Source organism: Thalassotalea nanhaiensis (genome assembly GCF_031583575.1).
Taxonomy (GTDB): Bacteria; Pseudomonadota; Gammaproteobacteria; order Enterobacterales; family Alteromonadaceae; genus Thalassotalea_A; species Thalassotalea_A nanhaiensis.
Map to the genome: position 1 here is coordinate 1929157 of NZ_CP134146.1, position 22075 is coordinate 1951231.

At 37.9% G+C, this 22075-nt stretch carries 22 protein-coding genes; 14 read left to right on the forward strand and 8 right to left on the reverse strand.

The genetic code is table 11. From position 1 onward, the window contains the following. Positions 1–61: 61 nt before the first annotated feature. The 7 genes from RI845_RS08495 (at position 62) to glnS (ending at position 6703) form a co-directional block, all read left to right on the forward strand. Entirely contained in the window at positions 62–1177 is a 1116-nt protein-coding gene (locus RI845_RS08495; protein ID WP_405054125.1) for a sterol desaturase family protein, read from the forward strand. A gap of 126 nt (positions 1178–1303) precedes the next feature. After that, a complete protein-coding gene (locus RI845_RS08500; protein WP_348389307.1) occupies positions 1304–2965 on the forward strand; it encodes a tetratricopeptide repeat protein in 1662 nt (553 codons plus the stop codon). Positions 2966–3032: 67 nt separating this feature from the next. After that, on the forward strand, positions 3033–3464 hold the full coding sequence (locus RI845_RS08505) for a GFA family protein (RefSeq protein ID WP_348389308.1): 432 nt from the start codon (positions 3033–3035) through the stop codon (positions 3462–3464). Positions 3465–3551: 87 nt separating this feature from the next. After that, positions 3552–4013, forward strand: coding sequence for a VOC family protein (locus RI845_RS08510; protein ID WP_348389309.1), 462 nt, complete (start codon positions 3552–3554; stop codon positions 4011–4013). 51 nt (positions 4014–4064) lie between these two features. Next, positions 4065–4487: a hypothetical protein gene (locus RI845_RS08515; RefSeq protein ID WP_348389310.1), complete on the forward strand. Its 423-nt coding sequence runs from the start codon at positions 4065–4067 to the stop codon at positions 4485–4487. A gap of 9 nt (positions 4488–4496) precedes the next feature. Beyond that, complete coding sequence (locus RI845_RS08520) at positions 4497–4874, forward strand: VOC family protein (protein WP_348389311.1); 378 nt, start codon at positions 4497–4499, stop codon at positions 4872–4874. Positions 4875–5035: 161 nt separating this feature from the next. Then, entirely contained in the window at positions 5036–6703 is a 1668-nt protein-coding gene (gene glnS, locus RI845_RS08525) for a glutamine--tRNA ligase (protein ID WP_348389312.1), read from the forward strand. Positions 6704–6804: 101 nt separating this feature from the next. Here glnS and fur read toward each other — a convergent pair whose 3' ends face one another. The 5 genes from fur to RI845_RS08550 form a co-directional block, all read right to left on the reverse strand. Next, on the reverse strand, positions 6805–7248 hold the full coding sequence (fur, locus tag RI845_RS08530) for a ferric iron uptake transcriptional regulator (RefSeq protein ID WP_348389313.1): 444 nt from the start codon (positions 7246–7248) through the stop codon (positions 6805–6807). Positions 7249–7508: 260 nt separating this feature from the next. Further along, positions 7509–8036: a flavodoxin FldA gene (gene fldA, locus RI845_RS08535; RefSeq protein ID WP_348389314.1), complete on the reverse strand. Its 528-nt coding sequence runs from the start codon at positions 8034–8036 to the stop codon at positions 7509–7511. Between the two features lie 62 nt (positions 8037–8098). After that, positions 8099–8374, reverse strand: a complete 276-nt coding sequence (ybfE, locus tag RI845_RS08540) for a LexA regulated protein (protein WP_348389315.1) — start codon at positions 8372–8374, stop codon at positions 8099–8101. A 4-nt stretch (positions 8375–8378) separates the two neighbouring features. Next, positions 8379–8600, reverse strand: coding sequence for a DUF2788 domain-containing protein (locus tag RI845_RS08545; protein WP_348389316.1), 222 nt, complete (start codon positions 8598–8600; stop codon positions 8379–8381). Positions 8601–9028: 428 nt separating this feature from the next. Beyond that, entirely contained in the window at positions 9029–9829 is an 801-nt protein-coding gene (locus tag RI845_RS08550) for an alpha/beta fold hydrolase (RefSeq protein ID WP_348389317.1), read from the reverse strand. A 193-nt stretch (positions 9830–10022) separates the two neighbouring features. On the opposite strand from RI845_RS08550, the gene seqA reads away from it, so the two are divergent. The 6 genes from seqA to RI845_RS08580 all read left to right on the forward strand — a co-directional run bounded on the left by seqA (position 10023) and on the right by RI845_RS08580 (position 17645). Then, the gene (gene seqA, locus RI845_RS08555) at positions 10023–10631 is read left to right on the forward strand and encodes a replication initiation negative regulator SeqA (protein ID WP_348389318.1); all 609 of its coding nucleotides are present in this window, start codon (positions 10023–10025) and stop codon (positions 10629–10631) included. Positions 10632–10697: 66 nt separating this feature from the next. After that, the gene (pgm, locus tag RI845_RS08560) at positions 10698–12344 is read left to right on the forward strand and encodes a phosphoglucomutase (alpha-D-glucose-1,6-bisphosphate-dependent) (RefSeq protein WP_348389522.1); all 1647 of its coding nucleotides are present in this window, start codon (positions 10698–10700) and stop codon (positions 12342–12344) included. 211 nt (positions 12345–12555) lie between these two features. After that, a complete protein-coding gene (astE, locus tag RI845_RS08565; RefSeq protein ID WP_348389319.1) occupies positions 12556–13617 on the forward strand; it encodes a succinylglutamate desuccinylase in 1062 nt (353 codons plus the stop codon). A gap of 284 nt (positions 13618–13901) precedes the next feature. Further along, the gene (locus tag RI845_RS08570; RefSeq protein ID WP_348389320.1) at positions 13902–15083 is read left to right on the forward strand and encodes a thiamine pyrophosphate-dependent dehydrogenase E1 component subunit alpha; all 1182 of its coding nucleotides are present in this window, start codon (positions 13902–13904) and stop codon (positions 15081–15083) included. A 2-nt stretch (positions 15084–15085) separates the two neighbouring features. After that, positions 15086–16063, forward strand: coding sequence for an alpha-ketoacid dehydrogenase subunit beta (locus RI845_RS08575; protein ID WP_348389321.1), 978 nt, complete (start codon positions 15086–15088; stop codon positions 16061–16063). Positions 16064–16073: 10 nt separating this feature from the next. Continuing rightward, positions 16074–17645 (forward strand): dihydrolipoyllysine-residue acetyltransferase, encoded by a 1572-nt coding sequence (locus RI845_RS08580; protein ID WP_348389322.1) that lies wholly within the window; start codon positions 16074–16076, stop codon positions 17643–17645. 218 nt (positions 17646–17863) lie between these two features. Here the strand turns inward: RI845_RS08580 and RI845_RS08585 are convergent, their stop codons facing one another. Continuing rightward, positions 17864–18343 (reverse strand): glutathione peroxidase, encoded by a 480-nt coding sequence (locus RI845_RS08585; RefSeq protein ID WP_348389323.1) that lies wholly within the window; start codon positions 18341–18343, stop codon positions 17864–17866. Positions 18344–18432: 89 nt separating this feature from the next. Here RI845_RS08585 and RI845_RS08590 point away from each other — a divergent pair, with 89 nt between their 5' ends. Beyond that, positions 18433–19302 carry an NAD(P)-dependent oxidoreductase gene (locus tag RI845_RS08590; RefSeq protein ID WP_348389324.1) on the forward strand — a complete coding sequence of 290 codons (870 nt, stop codon included), beginning with the start codon at positions 18433–18435 and terminating at the stop codon, positions 19300–19302. An 81-nt stretch (positions 19303–19383) separates the two neighbouring features. Here the strand turns inward: RI845_RS08590 and RI845_RS08595 are convergent, their stop codons facing one another. Beyond that, a complete protein-coding gene (locus RI845_RS08595) occupies positions 19384–20403 on the reverse strand; it encodes a DUF4382 domain-containing protein (RefSeq protein WP_348389325.1) in 1020 nt (339 codons plus the stop codon). Positions 20404–20543: 140 nt separating this feature from the next. After that, the gene (sbcB, locus tag RI845_RS08600; protein ID WP_348389326.1) at positions 20544–21977 is read right to left on the reverse strand and encodes an exodeoxyribonuclease I; all 1434 of its coding nucleotides are present in this window, start codon (positions 21975–21977) and stop codon (positions 20544–20546) included. Between the last annotated feature and the right edge of the window lie 98 nt (positions 21978–22075).

Genomic DNA, 22075 nt, shown 5'->3' on the forward strand with positions numbered 1-22075 from the left:
CTATGGGTCAACAGTAAAATTCTCTACACAAAAAAAATAATAAGGGATCGTTATGGGTAATATGTCGGATAAAATATTTCGTTCTAAAGAACTACGGTTTGGTGAAGGGCTGATCAGTGGTTATGTCGCCTGCATGTTAGCTATCCTTTCCTGCCTAGGAGCTCTTGCCTTTCACTACCCTGAATATTTAACTACGCCTGAATTAAGAGCAAATTATGATGTGAGTCTACTAAGGGAAGTACTGTTTTATTCTTTGGTGATAGCAGGAGCCCTTGGTTTATTAAATTTTGTTCGCAATACTAATAAACGCATGGGGGCAGTTGCGTGGGTGTTTATCATTGCGACTATTTTGATGGGCGGCCACACTGTTGAAGTTACAGATTTCCCTGATGATACCAACTACATTGGCTTGGATTGGTTTATTTTAGACTTATTGGGCTCGACTATCATTTTCATTTTTATTGAAAAATTACTACCACATAGAAAAGACCAAGCAATTTTAAGAGAAGCTTGGAAAACCGATTTACATCATTTTTTTGTAAATCATTTAATTGTTGGTTTTGTTTTATTGATAACTAACCACTTTGTTCATGGTTTATTCGGCTGGGCTCAAACAGATGTTGTACAAACTTTTATCTTGCAACAACCACTTTTATTGCAGGTGTTTTTAATTGTTTTAGCTGCCGATCTTATTCAATATATAACTCATAGGTTTTATCATGAAGTCCCTTTGTTATGGAGCTTTCATGCGGTACATCACAGTGCCAAGAAAATGGATTGGCTGGCCGGTTCTCGTCAGCATATTCTCGAATTAATTGTAACTCGGTGTATGGTATTAACACCAATATTTATTTTAGGGTTCTCTAAACAAGTCATTGATTTATATGTTGTAATTGTTGGGTTGCAGGCAGTATTTAATCATGCCAATGTACGCATCAATTTTGGTTGGTTGCAATACATTATCGTTACGCCACAATTTCACCATTGGCATCACTCTTCTGATAAAGCTGCAATAGATAGAAATTATGCCGCGCATTTTTCTTTTTTAGATTATTTATTGGGTACAGCTGTAAAAGGGGAAAAGGAATGGCCCGATGAATATGGCGTTGTTGGTGATTACATGCCCGATGGAATGATAAAACAGCAGGTATTCCCATTCACAAAAGCCAATAAATGATACTTAGATAAGAGAGATTTAGATGTATATAAGTTTAAATTTCTATTGATCAACTTATTTTAGTTTTTTCAATTTTTTACACTAAGATTATAAGATCATTCATATTACAGTGAGCGGTTTATAACAATGAAAAAGCTATTAATAGGTTTGTTTATTGTCATTAGTCTTGTTCCTTTCGCCCAAGGCGATACACCAGATAAAAAGCTATTTAAAGGGCAAATAGCACCATTACTTTCGGGCATGGGAACACATGACTTTGAAATCTCAAGTAAAGATAAACGGGCTAATCAATTCTTTAATCAAGCAATCGCACTCACTTATGGCTTTAATCACTTAGAGGCAGGGCGCTCTTATCAGCAAGTTTCTCTATTAGATCCTAATTCGGCAATAGCCTTTTGGGGACAGGCATTAGTGCTTGGGCCTAATGTTAATGCTGCGATGGAATCTTCAGCAGTAAAGCCTGCCTATGAAGCAATAAATAAAGCTAAGAGTCTTAAGAAATTTGCTTCACTTAAGGAGAAACATTTGATTGATGCTCTTGCTCGTCGATATAGCACAGATGAAAGCCTAATAGACCGAGCAGAGTTAGACCAAGCTTATGCCGAAGCGATGCAAGAACTGGTAAGCATTTACCCAGATGACCCTAATATTAGAACCATGCTTGCTGAAGCACTCATGGTCATACATTCATGGGATTATTGGTACGGTGATGGCAGGCCGAAAGAGTGGACTCCGAAAATCCTTGACGTATTGGAAGTTGGGCTAAAAAAACATCCGCGTCACACTGGCTTAATTCATTATTATATTCACGCGGTTGAAGCATCGAAAACGCCAGAACGCGCACTCGATAGCGCCGATATACTCCGTGACTTAGTGCCAGGTGCAGGTCACTTAGTGCACATGCCATCACATATTTATATTAGAACCGGGCGCTATCAAGATGGGGTAGTCGCGAATGAAAAAGCTATTCTTGTCGACAGTGAGTATATTGCACAATGTCATCAGCAAGGAATATATCCTGTCGCCTACGTACCTCATAATCGTCACTTTCTTTGGGCCATGGCTACTATGCAAGGCAATAGTAAAAAAGCAATTATGGCTGCAGAACATATGGCTAAACACATTGATCAATCTCTGATGCGAGAAGTTGGTTATGGCACTCTACAGCATTATTGGGTAACGCCTACGTACGCTTATGTTAGGTTTGGAAAATGGGATGAAATTAAGTCGTTAGTACAACCTAAAACTGACTTACAGTATCCATTAGGTGTTTGGCATTATGCTCAAGGAATGAGATATGTTGCGACTAAACAGTTATCTAAAGCAGAGGATGAATTAACTAAACTGCGAAAAATAGCGAATAATGACACATTAAAAAACATTACCGTTTGGGAAATTAACGATGCATATAACGTGCTTCAAATTGCCTCTTTAGTGCTTGAAGGGGAGATGCAAGGTCAAGCAAACAATTATAAAGAAGCAATTACTGTTTTGAATAAAGCTGCAGATTTAGAAGATAAACTCAATTATAACGAACCGTCAGACTGGCATTATCCCGTAAGGCAATCACTTGGGGCTATTTTGCTTGCAAGTGGTGATTTTGCAGGGGCCGAACAAGTTTATCTTCAGGACTTACAAACATTTCCAGAAAATGGCTGGTCATTGTATGGTTTGTACCAGTCGCTTATAAAGCAAGAAAAGCTTGTCGAGGCTGAGCAAATAAAAGCGCGTTATGAAAAATCTTGGCAATGGGCTGATATATCGTTACAAAGCTCAAGAGTTCTTTAAACTTTCCAATAACCGTTAATGCATCATGGTATTTATCCTTGAAGCATTTCTGAATGAGGTATATCAAATGACAAGTAAAGGCAGCTGTTTATGCGGGAGCATAACCTTTTCGGTAAGTAAGTTTGAACCTATGGTAGGGAACTGTCATTGCCGCATGTGTCGAAAATTTCATGGCGCTGCTTTTTCAACGTTTGCTGATGTTAAATATGAAAATTTTAAATGGCTTAGCGGTGAGTCATTTTTGCAAAGCTATAGGGCAAGTAACAACACGGTTCGTCAATTTTGTAAACAGTGCGGTTCAAGCTTAACGTTTAGATCATCAAACAGCGATTTGCATAGTACCATTGAAATTGCGTTAGCAACGCTAGATGACGAAGTGAAAATTAGTCCTGATGCACATATATTCGTCGAATCAAAAGTCGGTTGGTACAGCCCGAATGATGATTTACCGTGCTTTCGTCAATATAGGGACTCTGAAATAATATCGCCAAATGATTGATTTTGGCTGATTTATTTTTGTGCAAAATTGATAATTGCCCAATTTAACCTATAAATAGAATATCACGGTTAATACAAGGTAAATGTTATGCCAGTAAAAGCTATTCCCGATGGATATCATTCAATAACACCATACTTAATAGTCAAAGATGGTAATGCAGCGGTTAAGTTTTACCAAAATGCCTTTTCTGCAGAGATAATTTTAGTCCTCAATACGCCTGATGGTGGCATTGCGCACGCCGAAATTAAAATTGGTGACTCTCATATCATGCTTGCAGAAGAATATATGGATATGGGATTTGTTAGCCCGGAAACCCTAGGCGGAGCCGGTGTAAGTTTAATGCTCTATTTGGAAAACGTAGACCAGTCTTTTACAAAGGCAATTAACGCTGGAGGTATTGAGTTAAAACCCGTATCCGATCAATTTTATGGCGACAGAGCAGGTACGCTAAAAGATCCATTCGGTCATATTTGGACGCTAGGAACACATAAAGAGGACTTATCTGAAGATGAAATAAAGCAGAGGATGATGGCTGAATTTTCAGAGTAACCTCAAAATACTAAACAACAAAAATTAAATTTAACAAGAACAGGAGGGCTAATGGATATCATTAGAAATATACTGGCGGTGTTTGTTGGTTTGGGAATAGGCAGCGCTGTAAACATGGCTATAGTAATCTATGGTCCTGGACTAATTCCACCACCAGCAGGAGTGGATGTTAGTAATGCCGAGTCGATTCGGGACTCCATTCACCTATTTGAAGCCAAGCACTTTGTAACGCCATTTGTGGCGCATGCGGCGGGTACACTTGTTGGAGCTGCCGTTGCGTTTGTTATTGCTGCAAAGCGCCAAGTCATTATCGCTTATATTATTGGCGCGGTATTCTTAGCCGGTGGCATAACTGCTTCTTTTATGATCCCAGCACCCGTGTGGTTTATTGTCGTTGATTTAGTATTTGCCTATATTCCTATGGCCTGGATTGGCGCAAAGTTAGGTAATAAAATCAGCAAAGCTAAAACCTAAGGCTCCGTAGTGGACATTTATTTAAATCATACCATTGTGTATTGTCATGACATGTTTGCTTCAGCAAAGTTTTATGAGAAAATCTTTGGTTTTAAATTTATCAAGGTATGGGAAAACTTTGCCGTTGTAACCGTAAACAAAACCCTAAGTTTAGATTTTAGAGATAAAGAATGTTTCACTGCCCAACATTATGCCTTTAAAGTCTCTGATTCTCAGTTTGATCAAATATTAGCTCGAATACAGCACAATAACATTGCTTATGGCCCAGGCCCTGAAAACACTTATGAAAATGAAATTAATCATCATTACGGTGGCAGAGGTCTCTATTTTAAAGATCCAAATCAGCATTTACTCGAAATAATTACTGCTGACTATATTCTCGATTAAGCATTAGACACTCGTCATTTTTTACTTTTGATTGAAGTACACAGTGATAATTAAGTTTGTATGAGTTTATTTTTTAATTGCTCTACAAGATAGCGGTAACTGTTGCTATAATCCAAGGTTCATAAATTTCATATTAGCTTTAATTTTCAGAGGTTCACTAGATGTCGGAAGTTGAAAACCGTCCTAGCAATTTTATTCGTAATATCATTGATACAGATTTAGCCAGCGGTAAGCACAGTTCAGTACAAACTCGTTTCCCACCAGAGCCCAATGGTTACTTACACATTGGTCACGCAAAATCTATTTGTCTTAACTTTGGTATCGCACAAGATTATCAGGGGTTATGTAACTTACGTTTTGATGATACCAACCCTGAAAAAGAAGACATCGATTACGTTAATTCGATTCAAGCTGATGTTAAATGGCTAGGTTTTGAATGGGCTGGCGATGTACGCTATTCGTCAAATTATTTCGATCAGCTATATGCTTATGCGGTTGAGTTGATAGAGAAGGGCTTAGCATTCGTATGTTTCTTAACGCCTGATGAAGTACGAGAGTATCGTGGTCCACTAAATGCACCAGGTAAGCATAGCCCATATCGAGATACTTCTGTTGAAGAAAACTTAGCGTTATTTGAAAAAATGAAAAATGGTGAGTTTAAAGAAGGTGAATGTTCTTTAAGAGCAAAAATAGATATGGCTTCAAGCTTTATTTGTATGCGTGACCCTGTACTTTACCGTGTTAAGTTTGCCCATCATCATCAAACAGGTGATAAATGGTGCATCTACCCAATGTATGATTTTACTCATTGTATTTCTGATGCTATTGAAGGCGTTACTCATTCAATTTGTACATTAGAGTTTCAAGACAACCGTCGTTTATATGACTGGGTAATAGAAAATATTTCAATAGAAACAGAACCTCATCAATATGAGTTTTCTCGTTTGAATTTAGAATATACGGTAATGAGTAAACGTAAGTTAAATCAACTGGTAACTGAAAATTTAGTTAACGGTTGGGATGATCCTCGTATGCCAACAATTGCTGCTTACCGTCGTCGCGGTTATACCCCAGCGTCTATGCGTGAATTTGCTAAACGAATTGGCGTTACCAAAATGGAAAACACTGTTGAAATCAGCGTTTTGGAAGCATGTATTCGTGAAGATTTAAATGATAATGCTCCCCGTGCCATGGCTGTTTTAGATCCAATTAAACTGGTTATAGAAAACTACCCAGAAGGACAAGTAGAGGAGCTTACTGTTAAGAATCACCCAAGTGATGAAGAGCAGGGTACTCGAATTGTACCATTTGAGCGTGAGCTTTATATTGAAGCGGAAGATTTTCGTGAAGAAGCAAATAAAAAATACAAACGCTTGGTGTTAGACAAAGCCGTACGTTTACGTGGTGCTTATGTTATTAAAGCTGTTCGTTGTGATAAAGACGAAGCAGGCAATGTTACTACTGTTTACTGTACTTATGATACAGAGACATTAGGTAAAAACCCTACTGATGGCACTAAACCAAAAGGTGTTATTCACTGGGTTTCAGCGAATAAATCTGTTGATGCAGAAGTACGTTTATATGATCGTTTATTTACTGTACCAAACCCAGGAGCAGAGGAAGACTTTCATTCAGTAATGAACCCTGAATCATTAGTTACCATAACCAATGCCAAGGTTGAACCGTCACTTGTTAATGCTAAACCAGAACAAGCGTTTCAATTTGAGCGTCAAGGCTATTTTTGTTTAGACAATAAAGACGGCTCTGCTGAGCACTTAGTGTTTAACCGCACGGTTGGATTACGAGATACGTGGGCGAGTAAAGCGTAATTTAATATTATTACTCTCTGCTGAATACTAAAAAAGCCTGCATTTGCAGGCTTTTTTAATTCTGTTACTTGATGGACGAAGGAATGCCGATCTAACAGCGATTAAGAATGATCTATTCGGTATTGCTCACAGGCAACTTCATCTTCACATTCGCCATATAAATATAAGCTGTGATTAGTCAGTTTAATTTTATTGTCTTTAGCGATATCTAATTGGCGTTGTTCTATTACGTCATCTTCAAATTCAACAACTTTGCCGCAATTTAAGCAAACAAGGTGATCGTGGTGTGCTTTTTGGGTTAATTCAAAAACTGATTTACCACCTTCAAAGTGATGACGAGTAACGATCCCTGCATCATCAAACTGGTTTAAAACTCTATACACCGTTGCTAAACCAATTTCTTCATTGTGATCTAATAGAATTTTATAAACATCTTCAGCACTAATATGTTGATTATCTGGCTGTTGCAGGATATCTAAAATTTTAACTCGGGGCAGGGTTACCTTTAGGCCAGCTCTTTTTAATTCTTCATTTTGCTCAGGCATTTATACGTGCTTCTCTATAAATAAGTTATACAAATTATAGGGACTAACTTAAGAGGATAAAAGAGCTAATTGATAATTATTTGCAATTAGGTAATTAAATTACTCAATAAGAATAATTTAACGATCATAATGTGGATGAATAATTGGTTATATCGATGAAGTACAAATTTAAAGCCATCCTTGGCAATTTGCATTCCTTCGTCCATGAAGTAAAAAAGCTCTGCAATGCAGAGCTTTAATAGGAAAATATAAACGCTTAATTAATCGAGTAATTCAGCTAAGCACATTTCATCGTTTAACTGTTCAATCCATGCATCAACACGCTGTTCGGTTAACTCAGGCTGACGGTCTTCATCTAAGGCTAAACCAATAAAGTTGCTATCATCAACAAGTGCTTTAGACGCTTCAAATTCATAACCGTCAGTTGACCATTGGCCTACAATAATTGCGCCTTTCGCTTCACAAATATCACGAAGTGGGCACATTGCATCGACAAAATATTCTGCATAATCTTCTTGGTCACCAAGACCAAAGATAGCAACAAGCTTGTCGTTGAAATCAATTTCTTCTAATTCAGGTAAGAAATCATCCCAATCACATTGGTTTTCACCGTAGTACCAAGTAGGAATACCTAAAATAAGTAGATCAAATTCGGCGATATCTTCTTTTGTGCTTTTTGCGATATCTTTAACATCAACGTTCTTTTTACCCAGTTTTTTCTGGATCATTTTGGCGACAGCTTCAGTGTTACCAGTGTCACTACCAAAAAAAAGTCCGACAGTTGCCATGTTTGTAAACCCTTAAATTCTAAAAATTACTGTTACTAACTGAATGTTTTAATTCAATTAATTTAATCTTTTGCTAAAGCTTCAATGATTAGTGACTCGATAAGTTCACTACGGCTTACGCCTTTATCTTTAGCTAATGTATCTAACTGAGCAAAGACTTCATGATGTAGTTTAAATTCTACTCGTTTTAAGCCTTTACTTTTGTCTCGTTTAACTTGATTTCGCTTGTTGATTTTAACCTGCACTTCCCTGGAATATGGGTTGGTCTTTGGTCGACCAGGGCGTTTTTCATCAACAAATAAATCGATTGTTGTTAAATCTGCTACTTCTTTTGCCATAATTTTAGCCTATTCCGTTACTTTCCCAAATGATCTGGATCACTCCTTTGGCAATGAACCCCGCACACCCTAAAAATAAAACCAAATATACAACCATCTTGCCTTTTTTGGGCACATCGTTTTTTTTCATTACATCATGAATTGACATGCCGATGAAAAAAAATATCGCGACAAAAAATAAATTTAAACCAATTGTTTCTATAAGTTCTAAATGTTCGGAAAGCATTCGATACCCGTTACCGTTCAAGATGCGGGTTTCAGAGTGCTTAAGCGATTTCAATACAAGGCGCAGTTATGTAGTAATGGTTATTCTCGGCAACTGCTCCTGCGTTGCTCTAATAAAATACATCCATGTACCAACCATACTAATAGCTGCAACGAAGTAGTGGGATTGCTCAAGCGCTTCTTCGATGGGTTTAAAAACAATTTATGCTGCGTTATTAATTTTAACAATGGAACAACCATTCTTTAAATTTAATGCCTTGCCTATATTGCTTTTAACGCCCACTGAAATCCCGCACTATGAATAGTGACGGGTATAGACCCTAAAATTTAAGGGCGCACTATAGCATAAACACTAAAGAGTATGCACCAAAAAAACATGGTTTTTATGCTTGATTAATAACATCAATTTGGAAAATTAATACCAATATATTATGCGCTTAGAAAATCATTCACAATTTTGTTAAATGCAACGGTTTTCTCGGCGTGTAACCAGTGACCCGCACCTTGAATGATTTTAGCTTTTGCCAATGGGAACAATGTTGATATTACTGCTTGGTGTTCACTGGTAATGTAGTTTGAATTTCCGCCTTTTATAAATAATGTTGGGCCATTAAATTGACGCCTAAGTTCAAACCCTTGGGCTATTGAATTATAGTCATTAGCGACATTTTCGATATTCGCACGCCAAGTAAATCCAGATTCGGTTTTTATTAAGTTTTTCAATAAAAACTGTCTAACTCCCGGTTCATTAACATATTTTGCTAACTGCTTATCTGCATCTTGTCTATTGTTTATCTCTTTTGTGTTGATGCTTAATAACCCTGCGATAATCTCATTATGATGAGGAGGGTATTCAACGGGGGCAATATCGGCAACGATTAGTTTTTTTATTCTTTCTGGCTTAGATAGGGCACATTGCATTGCTATCTTACCGCCCATGGAGTGCCCTAAAATATCACAGCTATTTATATTTAAATGATCAAGCAGTGCAAATATATCATCACTCATTTCTTCATAATTCATCGACTTATGGTGAAATGAACTTCCATGATTGCGAACATCAACACTGATCACTTTAAAGTGGTCGGCCAAGGTTTTAGCAACCATATTCAAATTTTCAAGACTACCAAACAGACCGTGTATTAATACTAATGGTTCACCTTCGCCCCTGATGACATGATTAAGAAACGGTAGGTGTTGTGATGTTATGGTCGAATTATTTGTACTCATGACTAATGGCTGTTCGCTTAAATAAACTTATTTACACTATTTTAATTGGCTAATGTGCTTTTCATCAATATATTTTGTTTTTAATTACTTAAATCAGGCTAAAAAAAATATAAAACAGGCATAAACAGGGTAGAGAGTTATCGATAACATCAGTATACTTTAGCTTTCTAAAAATAAGATCATTGGAAAGTAAATGAAAACCATCGATATTGATGACGAACTTTATCAATACATCGCCAGTAATACTAAGTTTATTGGTGAAAGTGCCTCCGACATTCTACGACGCCTGTTAAGCTTTGATGAGCTGGTTGAAGCTAACGCAACCGTACAAGAAGAAACTCAACCTGTTACTAAAGCAAAACCTAAAAAAGCTAAAGTGACTTCAGATGCAGTTGATTTAGTTGAATTAAAACCTAAAAAAGTAGCAAAGCCTGAGCCAGTTAAAACATCTGTGCCAGAAAATGTGCAAAACATTTTTGACTTAATTAACAAAGAAGAACTTGCCACCCAAAAGGGAGCGGTAGGACGTTTTTTATTAATCTTAAGTAATATGCATCGTGTTCATACGCAACAGTTTGATTCTGTACTGGATATACAAGGCCGAGATCGCTTGTATTTTGCTAAAGCCGAACTAGATTTATTAGAAGCAGGCAGCAGTACCAAACCTAAACAAATACCTAATTCTGAGTTTTGGGTTATTACTAACTCAAATACTACAAGAAAGAAGCGTATGCTTACCGAAGTTGCCAATGTGTTAGGTTACAGCACAAGTGACGCTGAAAGAATTAGAGAATTTCTTTAATTTACAAACATTGCAGCGAACTAATAAAGGCAAATTAATGCCAAGCTAGATATTGAAGGACTAATGATGAGCATTCATCCTCATGCCGGTAAACCAGCAAGACCAGAAGACAGAATTAACATTGGTCGATTAACCAGTGACTATTTCTTTCTTAAACCTGATGTAAATATTGCGGCTCAACAAGTAAGTTTTGGTACCTCAGGTCATCGAGGCTCTGCTGCTAAGACAAGTTTTAATGAAAACCATATATTAGCAATAACTCAGGCGGTCGCTGAGTACAGGACACAGCATCAATTTCAAGGGCCTTTATATTTAGGTAAAGACACTCATGCTTTATCCGAGCCTGCATTTATTAATGCCATCTGTGTTTTAATTGCTAATGGTGTGCCTGTTGTTATTCAACAAGATGAAGGATTTACTCCTACTCCTGTTATTTCCAGATTAATCATTGCTCATAATGCAACGAATGACGCTCAAGCTGATGGATTAATTATCACACCTTCACATAATCCACCGAGTGATGGGGGGATAAAATATAATCCACCGCACGGTGGGCCGGCAGAAGGTGAGATCACTAAACTTATCGAACAACGTGCTAATGAAATATTAGCCAATGGTTTAAGTGATGTTAAACAAGTTAGCTTTATAGAAGCGATGAGTTCTGAATTATTAACCAAGTCAGATTTCATTAACTTTTATGTGGATGAGCTTGCTAAAGTTGTCGACATGAACGCTATCAAAAAGGCGGGCATTAAAATTGGCGTCGATCCATTAGGTGGCTCGGGTATTGACTACTGGCCAGTAATAGCACAAAAGTATGGTTTAAACCTTGAGATTGTAAACCCTGTTGTTGACGCTAGTTTTGGTTTTATGGCGCTTGATAAAGACGGAAAAATCCGTATGGATTGCTCTTCGCCTTACGCAATGGCAGGTCTTATTGCGATGAAAGACGATTATGACGTAAGTGTTGGTAATGATCCCGATTTTGATCGTCATGGTATTGTGACCAAGTCTGGCGGCTTAATGAATCCGAATCATTATTTAGCTGTTGCAATAAATTATCTGCTCACTCATCGTAACTGGCCTGAAACTGCCAAAATCGGTAAGACCTTAGTGTCAAGTTCGTTAATCGACCGTTTAGCCGATAAACTTGATAGACCATTGTCTGAAACGCCTGTGGGCTTTAAATGGTTTGTTGATGGTTTAAAAGATTCAAGCTATGCCTTTGGTGGTGAAGAAAGTGCTGGGGCTTCATTTTTATCATTGGATGGCAGTTGCTGGACAACGGATAAAGATGGTTTCATTATGTGCTTGTTAGCCGCAGAAATTCTTGCTGTAACGGGCAAAGACCCATATCAATGGTATCAATTTCTAGCGCAAGAATTAGGTGAACCGTGTTATGGGCGTGTTGAGGCTGTTGCTTCTACAGAGCAGAAAAAGGTATTAACTTCATTATCGAAAGATGATGTTAAGCAAGACACACTTGCAGGTGAAACAATTACTGCTGTACTAAGCCATGCACCGGGTAATAACGCTGCAATAGGTGGCGTAAAAGTTGTTACTGATAACGGCTGGTTTGCAGCTCGTCCATCTGGCACTGAAGAAATTTATAAAATATACGCTGAAAGCTTTATCAGTGAAGAACACCTTCAAACAATAATTAGCGAAGCACAAGTATTGGTTAGTGCAGCATTTAAAAACGCTGGTTTATAAATTTAATTCTTAGTCTATATTATAAAAGCCACCTAACTGAACGTTAGGTGGCTTTTTTTCAGGGAAGAACACTATGCAGAAATGCTAAGGACCTTTCTTAGACAAAAACGAAATTTTATTATTTTATTTTCATTTATTTACTCGTCAAATTTTCTATTTAATTTTAAATAACCTAAAATATGACCATCTTCCCTTAAATGAATAATATTACGTGTCTGATTTACAACAACAATTACTTACCAATGCAGATTTCTTGGCCATTACGCGCCAATATCCAGATGCTCTTCCTGAAACATTTACCGTACATTTAACTCACCCAACATCTGGTATACAAACATTAATGAGTGTTTTAGATACTGGCGTTATTAGTTTTGAACCTGTAGAGCAATTTACCGACAGTGATATAGTGTTATCTTGTGCTGTGCACGGCAATGAAACAGCACCGATAGAAATTTGTCAGCAATTAATCTCAGAAATCATTAAAGGTGAATTAGCGCTTAAACAACGCGTGTTATTCTTATTTGGTAACCCCGCTTCAATTAATATTGGTCAGCGATTTGTTGAAGAAAATTTAAACAGATTGTTTTCAGGCGCTCATAGTGATGGCGAAGGACTTTGTAATAAAGAACGTCACCGTGCATTGGCGTTAGAAAACTATGTGAGGGACTTTTTCGATCAAGGTGGGGCAATAGCCGGAGAGCGAACTCGATACCATTATGACTTGCATACCGCTATTAGAGGGTCAAAAAATGACAAATTTGCTGTTTACCCATTTTTGCATGGCAAACCGAGAAATAAACAGCAACTTCAATTTTTATTAAGTTGCGGCATTAATACCATTTTATTGTCTCACAGCCCAACAACGACTTTTAGTTACTTTTCTGCAAATGAGTTTAATGCACACGCATTCACTGTCGAGCTTGGTAAAGTAATGCCATTTGGTGAAAATAACATGAATAAGTTTGCAGCCTGTAAAAATGCATTAACTAATCTTTTAAGCGCGAATGATCTCGAACTTGACGAGTTTGATGAAGGCAATTTTAATATTTATGAAATATTTAAAACCATAAATAGAGAAACCGAAGATTTTTATTTAACGTTTGCTGAAAATGCAGAAAACTTTACTGACTACCCTTTGGATCATGTATTGGCTGTAGACGGGCAAACAGAACATAAAGTAACAGTACCTGGTGAAGCGATAATATTCCCTAATGCCCAAGTGGCAATTGGGCAACGAGCTTTATTGACTGTAATACCATGTAGCATTGATTAACGAGATCTGTACATCAAGTAAATCGATATTAAAAAGTGTAAAGCAAAATTTCCACTAAAATTAACTTTTAAGCGACTAATTTTGCTAAAAAATTGCATGTATATTACCCAAAATGTAAAGTTCTCGCGATAAATGCCCTAAGCCAAAGCTGTAGGGCATTACACCTAAATAAAATAAATAATTCATAGTTAAAGCCTTAAATTAAACTTTACTTAATAAAAGTGGCTTTATAATTAGTTAGGTTAATACAACAAAGCACGTAAGTGCTGTTATCAGAGAATCTTATGAACACTGAAAAGTATCAAGAAGGTCGAGTGGTTCACCAAGTTGAAGCCATTGACGGTCATTCCGTAGAAATTCCAATTCTTAAAATATTAAAGCAAGACGGTAGTGTGTATAAAAATGCAGACATGCCTGTTATCGACAAAGAGCTTGCGACAAAAATTTATAAAACATTAGCATTTCATCGAGTATTAGATGAACGTATGATCGCTTCTCAACGCCAAGGTCGTTTAAGCTTTTATATGTCGGCATTAGGTGAAGAAGCAGCCAGTGTTGGTAGCGCAGCCGGTCTTGATGATAACGATATGATGATGGCTCAATACCGTGAACAAGGTGCATTGATGTTTCGAGGTTTTAGCCTTGAAAACTTTATGAATCAAATGTTCTCAAATGAGAAAGATCTTGGTAAAGGTCGCCAAATGCCAATTCATTATGGTTCACAAGAGCTGAACTATATGACAGTTTCATCACCATTAGGTACACAAATCCCTCAAGCTGCTGGTTATGCTTACGGGCAAAAGCTTAAAGGTAACAAGCAATGTACCATTTGTTATTTTGGTGAAGGTGCGGCTTCTGAAGGTGATTTTCACGCTGGTTTAAATATGGCTGCAGTGCAAAGAGCGCCAGTAATATTCTTTTGTCGTAATAATGGTTACGCCATTTCTACACCTTCTTCTGAACAGTTTGCCGGTAATGGTATAGCTTCACGTGGTGTTGGCTATGGCATACGTACAATCAGAGTAGACGGTAATGACTTATTAGCGGTATTAAAAGCGACTCAAGATGCTCGTCATTATGCCATTGAAAATAACAAACCAGTGATCATTGAAGCAATGTCATACCGTTTAGGCGCACATTCAACCTCTGATGATCCAAGTGGCTACCGTACTCGCGAAGAAGAAGCAAAATACGCTGACCATGATCCTATCCTGAGAATGAAAAATTGGATGCTTGCCAATGAATGGTGGGATGAAACCCAAGAAGAAGAATTATTCGAAGCATACCGAAAAGACGTATTAGCCGCTGTAAAAGTAGCTGAAGTAATAGAAAAACCAGCGATTGAAGAATTAATCACTGATGTGTACGACGTAGCTCCAAAACATTTAGAACAACAACTTGCTGATTTAAAAGAACACATTAAGAAGTATCCTGATGCCTACCCAGTTACTGCAGGGAGAATATAATTATGGCTCAAATGAATTTATTACAAGCCATTAATAATGCCTTGGACATCGCAATGACTGAAAACGAATCTGCGGTTTGTTTCGGTGAAGATGTTGGCCATTTTGGTGGCGTATTTCGCGCGACAAGTAACTTACAAGAAAAGTTTGGTAAAGACAGATGTTTCAATACTCCGTTAACTGAGCAGGGGATTATGGGCTTTGCCAATGGCTTAGCGTCACAAGGTAGTGTGCCTATTGCTGAAATCCAGTTTGCCGATTATATCTTTCCTGCATTTGATCAAATCGTTAATGAATCTGCTAAATTTAGATACCGCTCTGGTAACGAATTTGATGTTGGTAACCTTACTATTCGTACGCCATACGGCGGTGGTATTGCAGGTGGTTTGTACCATTCACAATCACCAGAAGCGTACTTTGCTCATACTCCGGGCTTGAAAATTGTGGTACCGCGTAACCCATATCAAGCTAAAGGTCTGCTACTGGCGGCAATTCGTGATAAAAACCCGATTATATTCTTCGAGCCTAAAAAGCTTTACCGTGCCTCTACGGGTGAGGTACCTGAAGAAGATTATCAATTACCTCTAGGTAAGGCTGAAGTTGTAAGCAACGGTACTGATATCACATTATTAGGCTGGGGTGCGCAAATGGAAACCATCGAAAAAGCTGCTCAAATGGCAGAAAAAGAAGGTGTTTCTTGTGAGATTGTTGATTTACGTTCAATATTACCTTGGGATGTAGATACAGTTGCTGAGTCTGTTAAAAAGACTGGTCGATTACTCATAAACCATGAAGCTCCTTTAACTGGCGGTTTTGCCGGTGAAATAGCGGCTACTATCCAAGATAAGTGTTTCTTACATTTAGAATCACCAATCTCTCGAGTGTGTGGTTTAGATACCCCGTTCCCACTAGCGCATGAAAAAGAATACATGCCAGATGAATTAAAAACCTTTGAAGCCATTATGGCCTCGGTAAATTACTAGGATTTATGAAATGAGTATTGATTTTATTTTACCTGATATTGGCGAAGGTATCGTTGAGTGTGAATTGGTTGAATGGTTGGTTAATGAAGGTGATCATATTGAAGAAGATCAACCTGTAGCTGATGTGATGACCGATAAAGCGTTAGTACAAATTCCAGCGATGCATTCAGGTGTTGTTGATAAACTGTATTATGCAAAAGGTGATATCGCGAAAGTACACTCACCTTTATTTGCCATGACACCAATTGGTGAAGAAGCTGAAGTAGCAGCACCTGCTCCTGAAGCAGTTGCTGAAGCGCCGCAAACGGCTAGCCCATCTGAAACAGTTACCGCAAGTTCAATTGAAGACTTCATTTTACCTGACATTGGAGAGGGTATTGTAGAATGTGAAATCGTTGATTGGTTAGTTTCAGAAGGTGATCTGATTGAAGAAGATCAGGCCGTTGTTGATGTAATGACGGATAAAGCGCTAGTTCAAATACCATCTAAATACGCGGGTAAAGTAGTAAAATTACATTACGCTAAAGGTGAAATTGCTAAAGTTCATCAACCGCTATTTGCCATTGAAGTTGAAGGTTTACAAGCGAAACCTAGTGCTGCAGTAACGCCTGTTACAGAAACTGCACCTACAGCAAATACGCAAACGGCAAAACCTGAAGCCGCTAAGGCAGCGGTAGCAGTTAAATCTGCAACAGGTAAAGCCATAGCAAGCCCTGCTGTACGTCGTGTTGCTAGAGAGTTAAGCGTTAATATTCACGAAGTGCCTGGAACCGGCCCTAAAGGTCGTGTGTATAAAGAAGATGTTGTTAACTTTACTCAAGCGCCACAAGCAGCTCCTGTTCAAGCGTCTACGGCCATAAATACACAAACTGTTGGTGGTACAAGGGTTGAGCCTATTAGAGGCATTAAAGCCGCTATGGCGAAAGCTATGGTAGCGTCAGTATCAACAATTCCTCACTTTACCTATTGTGAAGAAATTGACATGACCAAATTGATTGCTCTGCGCTCTGAATTAAAAGAAGTGTATGCAAAGCAAGACATTAAGTTAACCATGATGCCATTTTTCATGAAGTCTATGTCGTTAGCGATCAAACAATTTCCGTTAATGAATACTAAAGTAAATGAAGATTGTTCAGAGCTTACTTATTTTGATGATCATAATATTGGTATGGCAGTAGATTCAAAAGTTGGTTTATTAGTGCCAAACGTGAAAAACGTGCAAAGTTTATCAATTGTTGATGTAGCGAAGGAAATTACCCGTTTAACCAACGACGCTCGTGAGGGTAGAGTTGCCAGTGGTGATTTAAAAGGCGGTACTATTAGTATTTCTAATATTGGTGCTCTGGGCGGTACGGTTGCAACTCCTATCATTAATAAGCCAGAGGTTGCTATTGTTGCTTTAGGTAAATTGCAAACCTTGCCTCGCTTTAATGACAAAGGTGAAGTTGAAGCACGTTCAATTATGCAAGTAAGTTGGTCTGGCGATCATCGTGTAATTGACGGCGGCACAATCGCCCGTTTCAGCAACTTGTGGAAGTCTTTCTTAGAAGAGCCTTCGACCATGTTAATGCACATGTCATAAACAATTCATTATTGAATTACAAAGCTGTTATGTGAAAACATAACAGCTTTTTTTACTTCAGGGATGAGGGAATGCAAACTGCCACGGATGGCTTTAAGTTTGTAACTGGAATACCTATACCCAGAAATGCCAAGGACCGCTCTTATGCATCCATGCATTCACGGCATTCATTACGTCTATGTAAATCATGGTGTATTTCTGCCTTGTTCATGAAGGAATTAAAGTAATGCCTTTACGAATCGTTCAATTTTTTCTGGCTTATCAATACTGCCAAAACGCTTAATCACTTTACCTTCTCGGCTTACCAAAAACTTTGTAAAATTCCACTTGATACTTTTACTGCCTAATACACCTTTTGCCTGCTCGGTAAGGTAGTCATACAAAGGATCGGTGTTTTCGCCATTAACATCAATTTTAGAAAACAAATCAAAACTGATATTAAAGTTTAAATCACAAAATCCCTTAATTTCAGCATCATCACCAGTTTCCTGTTTACCAAACTGATTACAAGGGAAGGCCAACACTTCAAAGCCTTGGTCTTTGTACTTTTTATAGAGTTCTTCAATACCTGCATATTGCGGTGTAAACCCACATGCGCTGGCAGTATTAACGATAAGCAATACTTTATTTTGATAATTTAACAATGGAATTGTATCGCCAACATTATTAATCACTGAAAAATCATATAAATTAGTCATTTTTTTGCCTGTTTAAGTCTTTTTATTTTGGATTCATCACATTACACTAACACCATTAAATAACGAATCACTAGTAATTGGAAAATAAAATGAAAAATGTCGCCTTTATCGGTTTAGGAGTTATGGGGTATCCAATGGCTGGCCATTTAGCCAAAGCAGGCTATCAAGTTACGGTTTATAACCGAACTACAGCAAAAGCGATGCAATGGGCGCATGATTTTGAAAACTCGTTTGCTAGTACCCCTAGAGAAGCTGTAGAGAATGCAGATATCGTATTTGCCTGTGTTGGAAACGATGATGATGTGCGAGAAGTATCATATGGCGAGGATGGTATTTTTGCCGGAATTAAGCCTGGCGCAATTTATGTCGATCATACGACCGCTTCAGCTGAATTAGCGCGTGAACTAAATGACGTTGCAATTAAACAAGGTAATCACTTTATTGATGCGCCGGTTTCTGGTGGTCAGGCTGGCGCTGAAAATGGACAACTCACTGTAATGTGCGGCGGAGACGAAGCTATATTTGCACAAGTTCAGCCGGTAATGGATGCGTTCGCAAAATTTAGCCAACTTATGGGGCCTGTGGGCAAAGGTCAAATTGCTAAAATGGCCAATCAAATTTGTATTGCCGGGGTTGTACAAGGGCTGAGTGAAGCATTTAACTTTGCACAACGTGCAGGCTTAGACGCCGATAAACTTGTCGAAACCATATCTAAAGGTGCTGCGGGCTCTTGGCAAATGGAAAATCGTTATAAAACCATGTTCTCTGGTGAATACGACTTTGGTTTTGCCGTTGATTGGATGCGTAAAGATTTGGCGATTGCCTTTGCCGAAGCTGAAAAATATGACGCACAATTACCAATGACAAAAATGGTTGATGGTTTTTATGAAGAAGTTCAAAAGCAGGGCGGTAGTCGCTATGACACGTCTAGTTTGATTTGTTTATTAAAAGATAAGTAAATAATCTTAATATCAATTATTCAAAACAATAAAGCCACCTGTTCAGGTGGCTTTACTTTTTATCAGCAATTAATTGAACTTTTATTCGGTAAAACTTAGTTCGTTATTACCTTTTTCAACGGTTAGCAATTGTAAATTAGTAAAATTCATTACATCTGCTACATCAGGAATATCATCAGAGCAGGTTAATGCTAATGTGTGCTCTCCTGTCGCGACAAAGCCTATTTCATAACTACCGTCAGATTGAACTTCAGTTAAAACTTCAGTTGACGCTAATGGCTCTATACCATCACCAATGTACGCACCTTGTTCGTTATAATGCATATCGCCTAACAACGACGCATCAGATTCACTGCCAACATATAAATACACAAATGTTGGTGTTTCAATGCCTGACTCATCAGTACATAAAAGAGACTCGCTAACGATACCAGCAATGTGACCTGCTTCATTGTTATCAATTAAACGTACGCCATTTGGTTTTAAGTGCCAAGCAGCACCTTCTTTATTAGGAATGTTCATGCTTTTTCGTAAATCAAATTCAAGAGTAAAGTTAGCCGCGCCACCTTGAGTCACAGTGAATTTACTGAACTTTAATTCTTCAGAAGGGACTTCAACAAGGACTTTTTCGTCAGTGCCATCTCCATCTTCGTCAGTCATTACATAGGAGCCACTAAAGTCAGGTACCGCTACACGCATCTGGTATTCACCAGGCTCTACATCAATTGTTTCAGAAATTTCAATTGACTCTGAACCTTGTGCACCAAGTAGGTTAATCGCTAAATTTTCATTAATAGGCATTCCGTCAGCATCTAAACATTCATAAGCACCTACAGGTTGGACAACATCGTCATTTGTCTTTAATGGTAATTGAATAACTTCGCCATCTTTTTTCAAAGTAATTTCACTAAAACAAACCACAACTTCTGATGCATTATCTACTGGAGCATCTGAAACACTTAGGTTAAATGCAACAGGATCGCTATTTGATGACTTGTCATCATCGTTATCACATGCCATTAAAAGAAAAGAAGATGAAACTACAAGTGCTAAAGCTGATTTATTAAATTTAAACAAAGTATTGATTCCTATTTTTGTCATGAGTATTTTTTAACTGGGATGATGATAACTAGCTTGTTAATGGGATGTTGATCGAATTTGTAGGGGAGTTGTTGTTAATTGTAAAAGCGCCTAATTATTAGGCGCTTATGTTTATATTGCGTTAATAGCAGGTAAAGCTTTTAACCTTGTACATACTCATACAAGGCTTTTAATACTGCCATCTTTTGTTTGTTGTCTTCGTATTTATGGGCATAATTCTCAATTTCAATCATGTACTCATCATAACTTAGGCCATTTTCTCCGCCTTGTAATTTATTCTGAGTATATTGCTGCCATTTATGCTGTTCATCAACGGTTAACGTTAACGGGTAGTTCCTTGCCCTAAAACGAAACAACAATGTGTCTAAACGCGGATCAGTAAAGTTAAACGGATAAGTGCCTAATTGCTCTACTGGCATTTCGTGGATCATCGACATTTTTTCTTTATCAGCAGCATTGAAAAAGCCACCACCATAAAGTGCGTGTTCGGGATCAATTGTTTCGTCGCCAAAGTCTTTTGTAAAAACTTCAGCTAATTTGTCTTTTAGTGTCTCAGCTTGCTCCTTTAGCTGTTTCCAATTTTTTAGACACAATTCACGATCGATATTAATTAAAGCTGCACGCTCTGGCGTTAATACTTTTGCAGGGGCGACAATAGGGCACTTATTGATGTGCACTTGTTTTACTGGAATAGGAAGTTTTCCTTCAGCTTTTAATTCATCATGACGTGTATATAAACGCTCTTTAATTTCATCTGCAGTTAAATCAAAAAGTGGTGAGATGTCTTTCGATAAATCGATACAGGTGATAGCATTTTTGTTTACCGGATCAGAATCAATCGGCATATACCAACTAGTATTACGTTGGTCGGGCGATATTTTTGACGAGGTATGTAAAAACGGCGTCATTTCAAATAAGTTAATGTGTTTATTAACTTCTTGTTTGGTGCGTATACCAAATACAAAGTTGTAAAGCTTTGGTTGTTTTTCTTTTATTAACTTAGCTAAAGCAATGGTTGCATAAACATCGCTCATTGCATCATGCGCAGCCTCATGACTAATCCCATTTTCAGCAGTTAACAGCTCTAATCTAAAACTCACTCTGCCTTCATCATTTACTGGCCAGTTGATACCCTCAGGTGCTACAGCATGACATAAACGCGCCATATCAATAATATCCCAACGGCTGTTACCGTTTTGCCACTCACGCGCATAAGCATCGTAAAAATTACGATAAAACAAATAACGTGACACTTCATCATCAAAGCGTACTGAATTATAACCAGCCACACAGGTATTAGGGACAGTAAAAATCTTTTGAATTCGGGCGGCAAACTCTGCTTCCGTCACACCTTCACGTTGTGCTTTCTGTGGAGTTATACCGGTAACCATACACGCGCCAGGATTAGGTAAGTAATCGGCCGGTGGTTGACAATAAAACATTTCAGGTTCACCGATAATGTTTAAATCATAATCGGTGCGAATTCCTGCGAACTGTGAAGGTTTATCAAGCTTTGGGGATACTCCCCATGTTTCATAATCGTGCCAGAAGATGGTTTGTGTGTTTGAGTTCAATGTTGTTCCACTTTATTGTTTTTGTACGTATTATCTTGATTAATTAATACTAACAAATCGATCTACATAAATCAGTTTTAGAAGACTGTAATTTTAAT